We start from the raw sequence: 15,871 nt of genomic DNA, 5'->3' as shown, positions 1-15,871 counted from the left end.
CGGCAAGCGTCCGTCCGCGCCGGCGCCGAGCACGGCCGTGCAGCCGGCGGCCGCGCAGATCGCGCAGCCGGTCATGCTCGACGTGCAGATCGACGACAAGACGGTAGGCGGCAGGCATCCGAAGACGCTGCTCAAAGACATCCATTTCCAGATCCCGCAGCACAGTCTCGTCGCGATCATCGGCACATCGGGCGCCGGCAAGACACTGCTGCTCAACTGCCTGTCCGGCAAGGACTCACTGTACAACGGGCGCACGCTCTACAAGAATCAGGAGGATCTGCGCGCGCACTACAAGAATCTCGGACCGATGATCGGCTACGTGCAGCAGAGCAACGTGTTCCTTCAGGAGCTCACCGTCTTCGAGGAGATCTACTCGTCGGCGAAGCTGCGCATGGCCGAGGATTCGTCGCGCGCCGAAATCAAGGAGCAGGTCGACTCGGTATTGCACAAGCTCGACATCTACGCGCTGAAGGATTCGCCGATCAAGAAGCTCTCCGGCGGCCAGAAGCGCCGTGTGAGCGTCGCGCGCGAACTCGTCGGCTACAAGCCGGTGCTGTGCCTCGACGAACCCGACGCCGGCCTGAGCTACATCGACAAGGACAAGCTGTTCACGAAGCTGCGCGACATCGTGCATCCGCCGCGCGATATACAGCGCGCAGCCGGCGAGGACGGTTCGGAACGCGTGCTGTCGATCATCATGGTCATCCACGAGATCGACATGCTCGACATGTTCGACGAGGTCATCGTCGTCGCCGCGCCGCGCGCGAAGGACCCGGGGACGCGCAACCCCGGACGCCTCGCGTTTGCGGGCACGCCCGCCGACGCGCTTAGGCACTTCGGCGGCGCGAGGGACTTCCGCGAGATGTTCAAGAACCTCAACGACCAGATCAGCGATCCCGACCACATCACCTTCCAGCCGTACGAGGTGCCGGGGCTCGCGCCGCAGCCGCCGCTCGGCAAGTGACGCGCGCCGTGGGCGCATCCGAAGAACGAGAGTAGACGAGAGTAGGGGAGTGCAACGATGAAGATGGTGCTCAGGCAGTTCGCGAACTGTTTGGACGTCGCGTTCAAACTGCTGTTCCGCGGAGGCAAAAGCCTCGTTATCATGATGATGTTTCCGATCGCGGGCGTCGCGATCGTCATCGCCGTCGCCGGCGACAACGTGTTCCATCTGCAGACGGCCACGAAATCGGTCGCGTTCCTGCTCATGTGCACGTGCATCTGGGGTGGCCTGTTCAATTCGGTGCAGGTCGTCGTCAAACAGCGCACCGTACTGCAGGCCGACCTCGCCGCCGGACTCTACCCGGTCGCGTTCACGCTCGCGAACGCGATCGTGCAGTTCCTGTTGTGTGCGTTCCAAAGCGCCGTGCTGTGCCTGTGCTTCCCCGGCATCGCGCTCGTCTACGACGCGCGGCCGCCGTCGGGCGGCGCGCTCATCGGCGGCTCAGGCGGCGTCTACTGGGAGTATTACATCACGTTCCTGCTGCTGTTCTATGCCTCGGACGCGCTCGGCATGGTCATCTCCACATTGATGAAAAGCGCCGAGACGGCGACGTCGGTCACGCCGTACATCCTCATCGTCGAACTCGTGTTCTGCGGCATGCTCTTCGAGCTCAAAGGGCTGCTCAACAAGATCTCCTACGGCATGATCAGCCGCTGGGGCATGGAGGCGCTCGGCACGACGAGCGACCTCAACTGTCTGCCGCTCAAGGACCCGTCCGAGCAGGACGCGAACTCGTCGTCCGGCGGGGCGACGGGCGGCGGCACACAGGCGAACGTGGCACCGACCGACGCGGCCGCCGATCCGTCCGCCTCGCCTTCGCCGTCCACATCCGGCGACGCCTCGTTGCCCACCGACAACCCGTCCGCATCGGCAAGCGGGGGAGCGGACGGCGACGACCCGTCCGCATTGGGCGACGCGGCGGGCGCCGCGAATCCCGACGCCGCCGCGGCCGCCGACCCGTCGGCGCTCACAGCCGCGAAGCCGAAGCTTCCCGACGACCTGTCCTACTGCCCGTCCGGCATGAAGGATGAGATGCTCGACGGCGGCGGCTTCAAATACAGCGACGACTACCTCTACAACGACTGGCACATCGCGAAAGCGTGGATCATCCTCGGCTGCTCGGCGCTCGCATTGTTCGTCATCGCCGACCTGCTCGTGCACCGCTTCAAGAACACGAACAACCTCGGCAGGGAGTAAAAGGCAGGCTGAACGGAGGAGGGCTATTCGTCGACGATTACCATCGACTGCACGGCGTGGCGAATGACGTCCTCATACTGCTTATTCGTGCTGTCGTCATTCGGAAACTTGAAATCGGCATATACAAATCCCTTGTCGGTGCGGATGAGATGCCGAATGTTCCTGCGGTCAGGACAAGCCTTCGTGACGTACTTCTGATCAATCCATCCGCTGACAAACACTTGGCATTCCACGGTCAACGTATCTTCGGCGATGTCATTGTCGAATACTGAGCATTCATCGTCGTTTGATTCAAGGAAAGCCCTTGGCGACATGCCTACAGAAGAATTGTGCAGCTCGACTGTCATGGTGTCGTCGCTGGCGATGTCATGATATTGCCATGGCCACTCGAAGGTCGTCGGAAGCTCCATCGACACCACCGTGTCCTCATCGTCGGTCTGCTCGGCATGGAACAGGTATTTCGCGGTCGGTGTGCTCTTGTCCATATCCTCATCGTCGTTCGATTGCGTGACGCGTAGTGAGTCGTCGTCGGAAGGCTGGCCGACCATAGAACCGCCGCCGGTCTCATAGGTTGCAGTGTCGTCGTTATGCCGATCTGTGGACTCCCAGTACTTCTTTGAGCATCCATATAGGCAGCCGCTGCTATCGTCCACACGGAATGTCTTGAGCGCAAGTTCGATGACGTGTTCGTATGCGACGGTTGTGCCGTGTTCCGGATGTCTTGGATAGGCCATGATTACCGTGGACCCGTTGCCGTCCGGGAACGTCTTCTCATAATAATTGTAATCGTCGCCGTCATAGGTGTAATGACCGAAGACATATGTGGACTTGATACCGCAATCCCAGCACTGGATGCCGTCTCTGGACTTCAGATAATCCAAGGTGGTGTCTGTGCTGGTGTATTGAGCGTCTGCTATTCCGCTCGCGGCGATGTCGGAGGAGCGGAACATGAACAGGATCTCGGAGTCGGGGCTGGTGAAATTGAAGCTATTGGAGCCATTGTCCGAGAACCCGTCGGGCATCTTAATCGACAGATTGCCGGAGGAATAGCTGTGCATTTGCGATATTTCGTCCCGTTCACGATGGTCGGTGATATAGGCGTTGAGCAGTAGTCCGCATGCCACCGCGGCTGCGACGATCGCCGTGACCATGATGATTATTTTGCTCCTCCGTTGTCTGCGCTGCCTGTTTTGTAATACGAAGGAGGGTGAATCATCAGTGGCGGCGGTTGTCTGGATGTCAGACGGTGCGACAGTTTTGGATGTCTGAGCAATGTTGGACGGTGCGGTCGTTGAGGTGGGTTGGAGATTTTGTTCCAACGGTCTACCGCATGATGGGCAGAATAGCATCCCTCCATTGATCACCGTGCCGCAGTACGTGCAGAATTGAGATGCCATATTGCGTCCTCCCTCGATGATGCCAATTGTTCGAACAGGCGGAATGTCGTTGTTCAGATTGTCGCAGTGGAAACGCAAACTACGGCAGCATAGGTAAGAAGTATTAGGTTTGAGGTCATAGATGGCAGCTCCGGGAGAAATGGGCGCTCGCTATGTTGCGCCTGATGTGAACTGCATCGTCGATCCCGCCGAGTTGTTTGTGCTGATGTGTCAATGAGGTCTCTTTTCTTACCGAAAGCCTGTCGATTCTGCTGTTGCGGTTTATGCGATGCCGTTTTCTGGCAATGTGGATGCTGGCAGGGTCATCGTGGACCCTGCCGATTGCAGCAAGCGGCAATGAGAGGAGCGTGGTATCGATGAGATCGAAGACGGGAATGAGCGCGGCGAGCATGCTGCTGGCGGCTGCGCTTGCGATGTCCGGCGCCGTGGCGCCGGCGAATGCGGCCGAATATACGCCGTTCGACGGCGATCCGCGGCATGTCATGGGCACGTATTGCAGGGCCGACGGCAAGTGCATCACGATCAATAGGGATCCCTATGAGCGCGGCATGCTGCGCACGGTGCTCGACGCTTCGGGACTCGGTGCGCAGAATCCGATTCCCTCCGGCGCGACGACGGCCAGGATGTCGTTGGCGCGTTTCGATGTTCCCGACGAGTCCGAGGCGGAGCAGTATCTGCAGATGAACACGGATTTCACGTACAGGATGCGCTGCTCGTCGGGAAACACGGGCTGTGACGGACACACCGTGCATGATGGCCAAGGAGTGGTTGGTGTGACGATAAGCCCCGTGCTGCCGCCGTTGGGCGTGACCTGGGTCAGCAAGAACAATACCGAGCCGCTGCCATACGATTGGCATGTCAATGCGTCGAATCCTCCGGCGCGCAGGGACTATGTGGTGCTTCAGCCGTACCGGTCGACGGCGGAGGTCTCGGCGAAGACGGTGTTCTACCGCAAAGGCGAGCGGAAGATCTGGTTCCATGACGTGCAACCGGAGACGCCGCATTCGACGGAGACACAATGGCTGGCCGACAACGGCATCTCGACCGGCTGGAAGATCTCCTACAACCGCTACATGTTCTACGGCATGCGCGCAGTGACGCGTCAGGACATGGCCGCCTTTCTGCGTCGTGAAGCCAAGAACCGCAACATCGCCGACGCCAGGACATGGAAGCCTTCGGCCGCGGACTGGAAGCGGTTCAGGGACGTGAACCGCAACACGCCGCACGCCGAGGACATCCTGTGGCTGGCGCATGCCGGCATCTCGACCGGATGGAAGGAACGGGACGGCAGGTCGACGTTCCGTGGCATGAATCCGGTGATCAGGCAGGACATGGCCGCGTTCCTCAAGCGACTGGCCGACAAGTCCGGCAAATGGTTCGGCGTGAAGCCAGTAGGAGGCTTCGTTGATGTGACCGATGCGACGCCGCATGCGTCGGATATTCAGTGGCTGGCCGGAACCGGCATCAGCCAGGGCTATCGGAACGCGAACGGCACATTGAGCTTCTGCGGCACCACCGCCGTCTACCGTCAGGATATGTCCGCATTTCTGTACCGCTTCGACGAATGGCTGCGGTGAGGAATCGCGATGCTGTCTTGCGCGAGTCTTCGTCGCCGTGGCGGTATTATTCCGCCACGGCACGATAATATCGCAATATCGCCCATGATGTTGTATTGCAGTGTCTTCTGATTCTTACCTGAATGATTCCGGTTCTTACGAAGTCGGCATTGTGTTTGCGGTAGTGAATTAATCTGCAGGAGAAAGGTTTCGCGGCCGCTGCGATATATGTCGCAACAGTCTGCGGGACATTTTCGATGATTGAGGCGGGTGATTGATATGACGATGGAAATGTTGCGATTCGATTGTCTTGACATGCCATCGTCAGGCTGCCTGTGCGATAACGATTCGATTGGAAGGGTGTGTGCCATGTCCGATACGTTCAAATGCTCCAAGTGCGGTGAGCGCGGCATCTACAAGGTGCTGGGCAACACGAAGCGTTGCCCCACCTGCGGCGGCACCATGTATCGCCAGTGATCTGGCCCACAAGCGGTAGGTTCCATATTTACTCCCTTCGGAAGATGGACCCTGCCGCTTTTTGTGCTCTGCATGAGATCACCATCTGGACAGGGCCACTGTCTGGGCACATGATTCATCGCTGAGCGTTTCCATGGCTGAGGGAGGGAACCGATATGAAGAAATCCAGTGAGTTGCGCGCAGTGAATGCGCGTCGATGGCGCAATCTGGCGATCGTCGTCGCAGCAGTGGGCGTGCTCGTCGCGGTCGTGGTCATGCTCGCCATCCGTATGGGCTGGTTCTCTCGCACGCAGATCGTCGAAAGCGATGGACAAGCATTGCCCTCGATCGAGCAATTGGCTGAGGAGCTCGGCGTCCCCGAGGACGAGGTCACCGCCGACCAGGTGGATGACATCCTCGAGTCCCGTGGCTGGCAGACGGAACGTTCCGCACGGCTCCATCGCGAGGACGAGGGCATTTTCCTCGGCTATGTGGGCGCGGATGCCGGAGACGTCGTGGAATCATCATCCGTTGTGGTCATCGATGAATCCAAAGGTCCCGGCATACCAGAAGGCACTCTCGAGAAGACACCGCAGGAAGTAGCTGACATCCTTGCGGATATGGGTGTCCCGGTCCATATGAAGAAGATTCCGGTGCTTCCGGATGGTGACTACGCGGAAGGTACCGTGGTGGCAAGCTATCCGGGGGAAAATGAGGCTCTGGACGCGGATGAAAGAGATAGCGGCATTTACATCGGAGTCGCTTTCTGGGACCGCGGAGTGCCGCTGGAGCTCTACGGCATGAAGAAGGACGAAGCGAAGAACCGACTGACATCACTCGGTTATGAGGTGTCGTTGGAACCACACTATTACACCGAAGAGAGCGTAGGCAAGGTGTTCACCTCTACTCCGTTGATAGGTAGTGAACTGAAACCGGGACAGCACATCACGTTGCATTACGGTGTGGATGCGAGCACCAACGAGGATCTTCTGCTGGAGGAGACCGGAGGAACGAGGCACCTCAACTATCAGGTCTTCAAGCCCATGGTTGGCGCCTATTGCAAGGCCGGTGGCCAGTCTGATTCCTCGAACTGCATCTTCTTGGACGGAGGTGAGGACGATAACGGAAAGGGAACCACGCTCGTGATGTCGGAGGGCGACAGCGACGAGACGACCGACTTGCATCTGAAGGCGCGGTTCACCTTCTCCGTGGAGGATTGGAAGACCGAGACCGATCTGCTGATCACTTCCGGTTTGGGCATGTTCGAGCTGTTCCATGGATATGGCAACCGCCAATGCGGCGGTAAGGATCTGGGACCGGGGATTCCTGAATTCGCCTGCCGAAACGGCACCCCGGTGCGCAATACGGAAGACACCTTTCCCCGCCATACCGGATCCACCTATGAGATGCAGGAGATGCTTGTCTATTTCCCGGTCGGCTCCGACATTGAGGGATTGGAGCAGCGCGGCTACTTCGACGACGAAGCGCTATGGGCTGCCGGCAGAGAACCGTCCGTCGACACGACACGGCCGTTCATCCTGCGCAGGGATCCATCACTGTACGAGACGACCTCGGTGAACGCCGACGGTAATGCGAACAATCCGTTCCTGCCGCCCTTCGGCGCCGACGCCTCGGGCGAGGCGATGGCTCCTGCCGTTAGCGGTACAAGCGTCTACTACCTCCAGCCGGTACGTTCCTTCGTGCGCTGGGCTGAATTTACCGATTACGACGAAACATCCGCCGCGTCCTCGAATTCTTCCTCTCCCGATTCGTCATCGGATGACTCGACGCAGCAGACGACGAACCATGACGATCAGTTCGATTCCGTGGAGGGAACATACCGTGTGCAGGGAGAGAGCATGAAAGAGTTCACGCAGATGACGATCAAGAAGGATGGCTCGTTCAGCGGGGAGCACATCCATCAGCATTTCAGCGACGACGGCGAGAATCGTCCGGTCCTTGACTACGCCGCGTTCACCGGGCGATTCGAATCGATGACGCCCAATGACGACGGCACCTATACCCTGCAATGCGCCACGGATGCGTTCGCCGTCAAGGGCAAACGCGGCGATACCTACATCGATGAAAAGATGGACATGCCGACGACGATCACCCAGGCCTACGGCGTCGAGCCATGCGGCAAGTTCGTCGTGTATCCGGTCGGATTCCCCACCGACGATCTTCCCCAATCGGTGCTGGATTGGGACTATTCCATCGATCAGTACCGGACGTCCGGCCGTGTGTTGGTGACCCCGGTCATCGTCGGCGCCGACGATATGGCTTTCTTCCTCGAGGAGCATCCACAGGGCTGATGGTGGCCTTACGTGACATGCCTGACCCGACTTAATCGATGACTTGCGTAATGAAGCGATGGAGAGGAGCTCAATCATGAATACGTACACCCGCCGGGCATGCGCGATGTTGCTGACGTGCATGCTGCTGCCGATGTGCGGATGCGGCAGCAATACAGGGGCGTCAGCGCCATCCGCAGTGGAGCCGACGGCCTCCGCGCCGACTTCCGTGACGCCTGCCGAGAGTTCGTCGCCGTCGCCGACGAAGGACATGCGCGTTCCCGACGATGTGGTCGGCATGACCGAGGCGGAGGCGATGGCATGGTTCGATGATCTTGATGTGCCCGTCGATGTCAGGGCCGTCGCCGTGACCGATACCGACGAATATCCCGAAGGGACCGTGGCGCTGAGTGTTCCCGCCGCCGGCGAGGACATCGATGCCGCCGAAGGAGTCATGCTCGCGATCGCCGAGCAGCATGACGTGCTAGGCATCGACTGGTTCGGCAAGAATGCGGATGACGCGAAGCGTGAACTGGAAAGGGAAGGGTATCAGGTCACGCTCATGCCGCGCTACTCGTCGATGCAGTATCTGGGAACGGTCGTCGGAGGCGAACCGACATTGGGTGTGACGTCGATGACGGCGAACCAGTCCGTGGTGCTCTACGTGGGAGCGGATGCGGATGCCGGCGACGGGCTGCTGTCCGACGGACCGTTCCTCAACGCCCAGTTCGATGGCGCCTCCCTTGAAGGGACCTACTGCCGCGAAGATGGAGACGGGAATCGAAGCGCCGACTGCCTCGCCTTCGCCGCAGGAGACGGAGCCGTCATGATGTATGAGGAAGGTGTCGGGGAGAAGGCGTTGTCCCTGTATACGGAATCGCATCAGCCGGTGATGCGCGATTATCGTGCGTCCGAACAGCTCGCCAATGCGGAATTGGGCGTATTCGAACTCACCGAGGACAACGGTGAACCGTATTGCGGATCGTCTCCGGACGCCGAGAAGACCTATGGCGTGGATATGGCGCCCTATGCCGAAATGGGCAATCATGTGCGGTTCTGTCATGAGGGCACATTGGCATATAAGGACGAGGTCGCCACTGACCCGGACGCACGGAGGAGCCTGCAATCCAGCGGCACCTTCTTCATGATGAAGGAACTGTTGGTGTACTATCCCGTCGGCGCCAATCTGCCGGGACTGGCCTCCCGCGGTTACTATGACGATACGGCGATGGCCGAGGCGCAGGCCAATCCCGACACCACGCGGCCTTTCATACTGCGTCGCGACGCCGCGCAATACGACGAGACGATCGTGAGCGCGGACGGCAAGGCCAACAACCCCTTCGTCCCCATCACCGCAGGCCGTGACGGACGCGATTATGCACGCGTCGCCATGAAACCCGCCCCCTCGGATACGACCGTCTACTATCTGCAGGAGGATCTTGCCGACATCGTGGACTGGACGCAGCTGGAAGAGCAGGCATGACGATGGAACGAACAATGGTCAAAGAACCGATGATGTCCGCCGACATCCCCAAGCAATTCCCCGCACTGATACGTCGCATTTGTGCGAACAAGGCGTTCAGCGTCCTGCATGTGCCGATGCCGGCGATTGTGCTCGTCGGCGCTCTCGACGTCCCGCGGATGCGGGAGACGACTCGCCGCGCCGCTGATCTGTTCATCGAATACGGCGTGCAGGACAGCGTCAATCCCGACCAATCCGTGTTCGTGACGCCGAGGCTGCGCGAAACGTCCGACGTCGAATGGCGGGAGATGACGCGCGCCGTCGACGCGGCGGCCGCCTACACGAACCGCTACGACGGCACGATCGGCGTCGATCTGCGGTTCCTGGACGATTCCATCGACGAGGAGCTCGTAGGGCAGGTGGCCTCGAAGCTGAACGAATGGACCGCCGACGCCCGCGTGGTCGCATTCGTCGGCTCGCCGGAGAGCCTCGTGCCGGACGCACTCGCCAAGGCCGCACATCCGCGGCGCATCTGCCGCCTCGACATCGCGGACGAGGTCGAGCATGTGCGCGCACTGTATGCGCAGATGATGGAGGATGCACTGCATCGTCTGGAGCGTGCGGCCGGACCGCTTTCTGACGCCATGCGGGAACGTTTCGACGAATGCGTCGCCGAACGCAGCGGATACGGGAACCTGCCGCGCACGGCACATGAGCTGCGCATCCTCGCGGATGCGGCAATCGTGGATTGTCTCGAACCGACCGACGACGATGCGCTGTCCATAGGCGAACACATGGGCGAATAAGGGAGACTGGCATGCGTGCACAACGATGGGCCGAACGGTCCGAACTCAAGCAGCAGCTCGTGCCGCTCGGCGCAGGGCATGGCGGTCCCGTCCTGCTCAAGGACGACCGGCCGTACGTCTTCGACAGCGAGGCGCACACATTGGCGCTGGGTGTCACCGGCATGGGCAAGACGTCAGCCTTCTCGATCCCGCTCGTACTGTCCAACATCGCGGCGGGGGAGAACGGCGTCATCATGGACCCGAAAGGCGAGATCTACCGTATCACGGCGGCGCAGGCCGAAGAGGCCGGCTACCGCACCGTCTTCATCGACCTGCGCAATCCCGCCTCAAGCATGGGATACTCCGTGTTCCGCGAAGCGTACCGTCTGCACCATTCCGAGGACGCCGCCGAACGCGACCGCGCCGCGGGCATGCTGTATTCGATCGCGCATGCATTGTTCGAGGACTGCCCCGCCGATCCGTTCTGGTCGGATGCGGCGCGCTCGCTGTTCATCGGCACCTGCCTGCTATTGTTCGAAAAACGCGACATCCGGGACATTTCGTTCAATACGGTGCATGCCGTGGCGGGTGACAAGGAGACGCTGGGTCTGTTGTGCGAGATGCTCGACAAGGAATCGCCGGCGCGCCTGCAGCTTTCCGCCTATCTGAAGGCCGCCAATGATACGCGGGCGAGCATCTTCGCTGTGTTCGCGGACGGCATCTCCAAGATCACGCGCAGCAACGCGTTGTCTGGCATGATCACCGACCCCGATGGGTTCCGTCTCACCGACATCACCGGCGACGAAAAGACGATCATCTACGTCACGATTCCCGACGAAAACAAGATGTACGGCACGCTCGGCGCCGTCATCATCGAACAGATCAGCGAATACCTGATTCATCTCGCTCACCGTTTCGACGATGCGAAACTGCCGATCCGGTGGCACTTCCTGCTGGAGGAGCTCGGCACATTGTCACAGTCCTTCCCGCAGCTGCCGACGATGATGATCGCCGCCCGCAGCCGCAACATCCGCATGCATCTCGTGCTGCAGGCCCTGTCCTCGCTGACGAAACCATACGGACCGGATGCGGACACGATTCTCGCGAACATCGGACTCGCCATCGTGTTCCGCGTCTTCGACTACCAAACGGCCGTGTCGTTCTCCAAACGTGTGGGCATGCGTCAGGTCGACGACGGGCGCGGAGTGCGGACGGAGGCGTTGTTGACGCCCAATGATCTGTTGGGATTCCCGCAGTACCAAGCGCTCGTAATCGTCAATGGCAGTCTCAACGCCGTGCTGAAGCTGTACCGGTACGATGTGCTGTTCGACCGTTCCGATTGGCCGGCGCCGAAGCGGCCTGAAGTGCCGACGGACGGGGTGGACCATGACCGCAGACCTCATGTAGCCGATGCAAAGACGATTCTCAGCGAACTGCTGGCGAAGACGGAAAGCGCCCAGCTGATGTTGTTCAAGGAGACGGATGAATGATGCGCGGCGATGCAGACGATTCGATACGCGGTGGTTGCCATGCATGATCTGGTGCGGAACCTGCGGCGTGGACTTTCCAAGTTCGTGCGCCCCTCGTTACGGACGACGATCGTATATCTGCTCGTCTATGCGATCGTATGCCTGACTTGGTGGATGTGCCTGAAGCATGGTGTGCTCGCATCGGTGTTCCCGATGATTACCGATCCGCGCGAGTCTATTGAACTCATCATCAGGACGTCGTTGTGGATATTGGTCCCCTTGCTGTTCGTGCCGATGCTCGTCGCGCTGTATGCGGAGCCCTGGACGCATGACGACTGCTTTGGGGCGGCCTTGTTCGGATTCGTGGCGGGATTGGCGTGTGTATTCTGGTCGATGCTTGATCTGTGGTCGTCGATTCGCATGCTGGAGGATTTCGATCAAACGGCCGGCGCCATTATCGTATGCACCGTGCTGCTCATGCTGCGTCTCGCATGGAAGACCGACGATCTGCGCGATACGGTGCGTGAGGAAGAGGCGCAGGTAGCGAAGACCTTGAGCGCGGACGATCGATTGCGCCTCGCCCATGCGGCGCTGTTCAACAACGGATGGGAGCAGCTCGGCAACCGGGATCGTCTGCGTGGGCTGCGTGCGCTGTCCCGCGCGGAGTCGACGCATTTCGGCATGAAGGGGCGCGTGTTCGTCGTCGAGGAGCCGCTGGTCTTCCACGGCGTGATGTGGGAGTATATCGACGGCGGATACCTCATCACGGTGGATGCGATCCGCGATGACGACGACCGCACCGATCTGGCGTTGGTTGTCGTCACGTTGACGGCGTTCTCCTATCTGCATGCCTCAGGCAACGGTCTCGAACCGCCGATCGAGGACGATGATGCGCCGCAGCAGGTCGGCGAGCTCGATATCCTGCGTCGCGGGTGGCACAGCGCGCATGATGTCATCGCGATGCTCGAGCGCGAGGAGGACGTGGACGGCGAATTGGGCATCGCTCCGCTGTGTGATGTCGCGTTGCGACGTGCTTTGCAGTATGCGACCCACGAACTCACGCAGATCTCGGCCTACGGCAGGCCGTAAGGAGGCGCGGCATGATCTCGGACTCTGCGATTGCAACGTATATCGACGATTTCCTCAAGCAGCAGGACGTCGTCCATCCCAGGAAAGGCCGTAACGGCTTCCTCGTGTCGTTCGACTTGCGTGGGACTCCGTATGGGCTGACGACCTCGGTGCAGGTGCGTAAAGGCGTCATCACGGCGACCACCCCTTTCGTGAACCATGCCGATACGGATGATGCGGAAACGATGCGGCGCGCGGCGGAGTTCCTGCATCGCGCCAGCCTTCGGTTGCGCATTGGATCCTTCGAGCTTGATTGCGATACCGGGGAAGCGCAGTTTCGGTATGCATTGACGGTGGGTGAAATGCTGCCGGATCCCTATGCGTTCGGATTGCTGTTGGTCGCCGGCGCGTTCGCCTGGGCGCGATATTGCGACATGTTCAATACCGTGCTGAGTATGCCCGTCGAGCCGAAGGTGAGCGTCGAGGAAGCCGATGCGGCGGCGTCCGGCAGGAACGGCCATGTGCCCGATAGGGCAGAGCAGGGCAATCCGTTCGAGAGCGATGTCATCCGCATTCGCAGGGTCGACATGGAGGCGCGCTGGGGAGACTCCGATGTGCGTATTCCGGACGTGGTGGACCGGCTGCTGAACTCTTTTCTGGAAGCGTCGCATCAGCTCCATGGTGCCGAGAAGCCAATCGTGCTCATCGAAGGTAAGAGCGGCGCGCGGTGGAAACAGAGCATCGTGCGGTATGCGGCGAAACGGCTGTTCGATCCTCCGGAGTTCCGGGTGCCTCTCAAGGAGGCCGTGATGCTCGAAGCGCCGGCGGGTCTCAACGCCGAAGAGCGCTGGGCGATGCTGGCCGCAGAGGCGGAACGATGCCAGCAGGAGATGGCCGAGTTCGGGCACGGGCTGATGGGACTTGATCTTTCTTTCATTGACGATTGTCCCGAATCGATGATCTGTGACATAGGCGCGCATTGCGTCGAATGGGTCAAGCATTATTGCATCTTCGTCTTCGTGAACACGGCGGCGCAGTCCCGGCTGCTTTATGATGCGATGTTCGATCTGACCTTCCCGCACGATCTGAACGCCCAGTTCATTCAGGCGGATGAGGGATCGCTGTAAAACAGACGGTTGGGATGTGTTCGTCCAACGTGCGCAACGTTGATGCAGGTGTGTGCTATATGATGACGATTTCCGTTTCTTCCATGCATTTCAACGGTTCTTACGAAAAGGCGAATCCACGGAAACCTCGTGCTTATGCTACAGGAGAAACATGGATTCGGCTCCGGGGAAGGGTTTCCGGGCCGAGGGCAATCAAAGGAGATCATCATGTTCTCGAAGGAAGAATTGAACGCACGCGTCCGCGAGTATTTTGAATACGCGGATCTGCATGCGGCCTACGACGAAAGCCGCGACGTCTATCTCATGTTGACGTCGTGCTCGTCCAAAGTCGGTACATTGGTCATCAAGATGATCGTCAAGGATGATCTGATCATCGTCATCGCCACCTGCCCGACGAAAGTGGATACGAACGACGCCGAGGCGATGTGCAGGGTCGCGGAGTACCTCCATCGTGCCACATACGGAATGAAGATCGGCTCCTTCGATTTCGATTTCAACGACGGCGAGGCGCAGTTCAGGACCTCGCTGCTGGTCAAGGACGCTTTGCCGAGCAATGACATGCTGGGCATGCTGCTCGCGACGGGACCTTCGATGTGGACACGGTACGGCGACGGTTTCTTCAATGTGGCTTTCATGGGCGCCGATCCGAAGGAGGCGGCCGAGAGCAGCTCGAATGAGGGGCTGATCGCTCTGTTGGAGAGCGTGCTGGCTTCCAAGCGTGCGGCGGAAGCCGAGCAAAAGGGAGATACGTCCGATGACGAAGCGGCATAGCGCATACGATCTGACGCGATTCGTGCAGGCGCAGGAATCCGGTATCGGCTTCGGTGTGGGCAGCTATGATATGGCGTTGCGCGAGATTTGTGCCGGGCGTAAAAGCTCGCACTGGATCTGGTACATCTTCTCGCAGCTGGGCGGCCTCGGCAAATCCGAGATGTCCCGTAGGTATGCGCTGCATGGCGCCGATGAGGCGCGCGCGTTCCTGGACCACCCGGTATTGGGCGCGCATCTGCGCGAGATCACGCAGGCGTTGCTGCTCGTGGAGGAACGCAATCCGGTCATTGTGATGGGTTCGGCGATCGACGCGCGGAAATTGTGCTCCAGCATGACGTTGTTCGCGCAGGTCGCCGAAGACGAGACGCTGTTCGCGGATGTGCTCGACGCGTATTTTGACGGTCGCCGCGATCGGCGCACATTGGCGATGCTTCGGTCGCGTGGATGAACGCAGGAGGGGTAAGACAGAACGGAACTGGGTAAGCGAAGATTGTTTGCTGATTTATGGGCTGTCGTCAGGAATGCTTGTAGGGGTGTCGCACTCTCTCTGCTTCTTACATATTCACTGCCGTTTCTTACGAAGAACGATTTTGGTGAGAGGCGTGTAGTTACGCTCTAAGTAAACGTTGGGCTCCAAAGGTGCGAGCTTGCGGATCGATGCTGAGGAGGGCACATGTCCACAAAAGAAGAAATCGAGATGCGTATCTATGACTATCTCGAGAGGCAAGGATTTGACCCGCACCGCGACGATAGGAGAGACGCCTACGTCGTGCTCATGGAGACGCCGTCACGGATCGGCGCATTGGTGATTACCATTCGCGTCTGCGAGCAGGCAATCGTGGCGACGAGCACATGCATGGTGAAGGCGGATGCAGGTGACATTGAATCAATGCATGAGGTCTCCGAGTATCTGCAGCGTGCCACATACGGCATGAAAGTAGGCGGCTTTGAGCTGGACTTCGATGATGGCCAAGCGCAGTTCCGGGCTTCGATGCCGATCGGGGACGATCTTCCGGAAGAAGATGAGGTTGGGCTCTTGACGTTGATAGGTCCCTCCATGTGGGCGAAGTACGGTGACGGATTCCTTAAGGTTGCACTTATGGGGGCGAGCGCTGAAGAAGTCATTGAAGCAATCGAAAACGCTGACGCGATTCCGGAGTTGGACCGTTTGCTGCGTCGCGATGATGGGGATGATCGAGACTGAGCGTTGAAAAGGAAACGAGGTCATGCAGACGCTGGAGAGCTACGTTGCGAGCGTCATATGACGTTTTGGGGGAATGTTCGAGTCG

Annotated in this window: 13 protein-coding genes and 1 pseudogene; 12 read left to right on the top strand and 2 right to left on the bottom strand. The window is 59.6% G+C overall.

Going from position 1 to position 15,871, the window contains the following annotated elements:
• Nucleotides 1-964 (top strand): ATP-binding cassette domain-containing protein (locus B1400_RS07825; RefSeq protein ID WP_133064653.1); only part of this gene is annotated, 964 nt, incomplete at its 5' end.
• 57 nt (nucleotides 965-1,021) lie between these two features.
• Nucleotides 1,022-2,200: an ABC transporter permease gene (locus B1400_RS07820; RefSeq protein WP_095613855.1), complete on the top strand. Its 1,179-nt coding sequence runs from the start codon at nucleotides 1,022-1,024 to the stop codon at nucleotides 2,198-2,200.
• 23 nt (nucleotides 2,201-2,223) lie between these two features.
• Here B1400_RS07820 and B1400_RS07815 read toward each other — a convergent pair whose 3' ends face one another.
• Both B1400_RS07815 and B1400_RS10170 read right to left on the bottom strand, forming a co-directional pair.
• Nucleotides 2,224-3,351, bottom strand: coding sequence for a hypothetical protein (locus B1400_RS07815; RefSeq protein ID WP_095613854.1), 1,128 nt, complete (start codon nucleotides 3,349-3,351; stop codon nucleotides 2,224-2,226).
• Between the two features lie 171 nt (nucleotides 3,352-3,522).
• Nucleotides 3,523-3,597 (bottom strand): annotated as a pseudogene (locus tag B1400_RS10170) (zinc-ribbon domain-containing protein); the annotation flags it as partial.
• 356 nt (nucleotides 3,598-3,953) lie between these two features.
• On the opposite strand from B1400_RS10170, the gene B1400_RS07810 reads away from it, so the two are divergent.
• From B1400_RS07810 to B1400_RS07765, 10 genes are all read left to right on the top strand, one after another.
• A complete protein-coding gene (locus B1400_RS07810) occupies nucleotides 3,954-5,174 on the top strand; it encodes an S-layer homology domain-containing protein (protein WP_235607388.1) in 1,221 nt (406 codons plus the stop codon).
• Nucleotides 5,175-5,785: 611 nt separating this feature from the next.
• Nucleotides 5,786-7,921, top strand: a complete 2,136-nt coding sequence (locus B1400_RS07805; protein ID WP_095613852.1) for a PASTA domain-containing protein — start codon at nucleotides 5,786-5,788, stop codon at nucleotides 7,919-7,921.
• A 121-nt stretch (nucleotides 7,922-8,042) separates the two neighbouring features.
• Nucleotides 8,043-9,383 (top strand): PASTA domain-containing protein, encoded by a 1,341-nt coding sequence (locus B1400_RS07800; protein WP_157909659.1) that lies wholly within the window; start codon nucleotides 8,043-8,045, stop codon nucleotides 9,381-9,383.
• Nucleotides 9,384-9,397: 14 nt separating this feature from the next.
• Entirely contained in the window at nucleotides 9,398-10,168 is a 771-nt protein-coding gene (locus B1400_RS07795) for a hypothetical protein (protein WP_095613850.1), read from the top strand.
• 11 nt (nucleotides 10,169-10,179) lie between these two features.
• The gene (locus tag B1400_RS07790; protein WP_095613849.1) at nucleotides 10,180-11,637 is read left to right on the top strand and encodes a type IV secretory system conjugative DNA transfer family protein; all 1,458 of its coding nucleotides are present in this window, start codon (nucleotides 10,180-10,182) and stop codon (nucleotides 11,635-11,637) included.
• 39 nt (nucleotides 11,638-11,676) lie between these two features.
• Nucleotides 11,677-12,705: a hypothetical protein gene (locus tag B1400_RS07785; RefSeq protein WP_133064650.1), complete on the top strand. Its 1,029-nt coding sequence runs from the start codon at nucleotides 11,677-11,679 to the stop codon at nucleotides 12,703-12,705.
• A gap of 11 nt (nucleotides 12,706-12,716) precedes the next feature.
• The gene (locus tag B1400_RS07780) at nucleotides 12,717-13,811 is read left to right on the top strand and encodes a type III secretion system chaperone family protein (RefSeq protein ID WP_095613847.1); all 1,095 of its coding nucleotides are present in this window, start codon (nucleotides 12,717-12,719) and stop codon (nucleotides 13,809-13,811) included.
• Between the two features lie 207 nt (nucleotides 13,812-14,018).
• Entirely contained in the window at nucleotides 14,019-14,582 is a 564-nt protein-coding gene (locus B1400_RS07775) for a type III secretion system chaperone family protein (protein WP_095613846.1), read from the top strand.
• Nucleotides 14,566-15,030, top strand: coding sequence for a DUF1810 domain-containing protein (locus B1400_RS07770; protein WP_095613845.1), 465 nt, complete (start codon nucleotides 14,566-14,568; stop codon nucleotides 15,028-15,030). The genes B1400_RS07775 and B1400_RS07770 overlap by 17 nt, the downstream gene beginning before the upstream one ends.
• A gap of 225 nt (nucleotides 15,031-15,255) precedes the next feature.
• The gene (locus B1400_RS07765; protein ID WP_095613844.1) at nucleotides 15,256-15,786 is read left to right on the top strand and encodes a type III secretion system chaperone family protein; all 531 of its coding nucleotides are present in this window, start codon (nucleotides 15,256-15,258) and stop codon (nucleotides 15,784-15,786) included.
• The last annotated feature ends 85 nt before the right edge of the window (nucleotides 15,787-15,871 follow it).

Source organism: Bifidobacterium italicum (genome assembly GCF_002286915.1).
Lineage (GTDB): Bacteria > Actinomycetota > Actinomycetes > Actinomycetales > Bifidobacteriaceae > Bifidobacterium > Bifidobacterium italicum.
This window is presented reverse-complemented; position numbering and strand designations above follow the sequence as displayed.

What these genes read in the sequence shown, in the direction of transcription:
- B1400_RS07820 (WP_095613855.1), top strand. Translation starts at nt 1,022, where the DNA reads ATGAAGATGGTGCTCAGGCAGTTCGCGAACTGTTTGGACGTCGCGTTC.
- B1400_RS07815 (WP_095613854.1), bottom strand. Translation starts at nt 3,351, where the DNA reads ATGGTCACGGCGATCGTCGCAGCCGCGGTGGCATGCGGACTACTGCTC.
- B1400_RS07810 (WP_235607388.1), top strand. Translation starts at nt 3,954, where the DNA reads ATGAGATCGAAGACGGGAATGAGCGCGGCGAGCATGCTGCTGGCGGCT.
- B1400_RS07805 (WP_095613852.1), top strand. Translation starts at nt 5,786, where the DNA reads ATGAAGAAATCCAGTGAGTTGCGCGCAGTGAATGCGCGTCGATGGCGC.
- B1400_RS07800 (WP_157909659.1), top strand. Translation starts at nt 8,043, where the DNA reads ATGCTGCTGCCGATGTGCGGATGCGGCAGCAATACAGGGGCGTCAGCG.
- B1400_RS07795 (WP_095613850.1), top strand. Translation starts at nt 9,398, where the DNA reads ATGGTCAAAGAACCGATGATGTCCGCCGACATCCCCAAGCAATTCCCC.
- B1400_RS07790 (WP_095613849.1), top strand. Translation starts at nt 10,180, where the DNA reads ATGCGTGCACAACGATGGGCCGAACGGTCCGAACTCAAGCAGCAGCTC.
- B1400_RS07785 (WP_133064650.1), top strand. Translation starts at nt 11,677, where the DNA reads ATGCATGATCTGGTGCGGAACCTGCGGCGTGGACTTTCCAAGTTCGTG.
- B1400_RS07780 (WP_095613847.1), top strand. Translation starts at nt 12,717, where the DNA reads ATGATCTCGGACTCTGCGATTGCAACGTATATCGACGATTTCCTCAAG.
- B1400_RS07775 (WP_095613846.1), top strand. Translation starts at nt 14,019, where the DNA reads ATGTTCTCGAAGGAAGAATTGAACGCACGCGTCCGCGAGTATTTTGAA.
- B1400_RS07770 (WP_095613845.1), top strand. Translation starts at nt 14,566, where the DNA reads ATGACGAAGCGGCATAGCGCATACGATCTGACGCGATTCGTGCAGGCG.
- B1400_RS07765 (WP_095613844.1), top strand. Translation starts at nt 15,256, where the DNA reads ATGTCCACAAAAGAAGAAATCGAGATGCGTATCTATGACTATCTCGAG.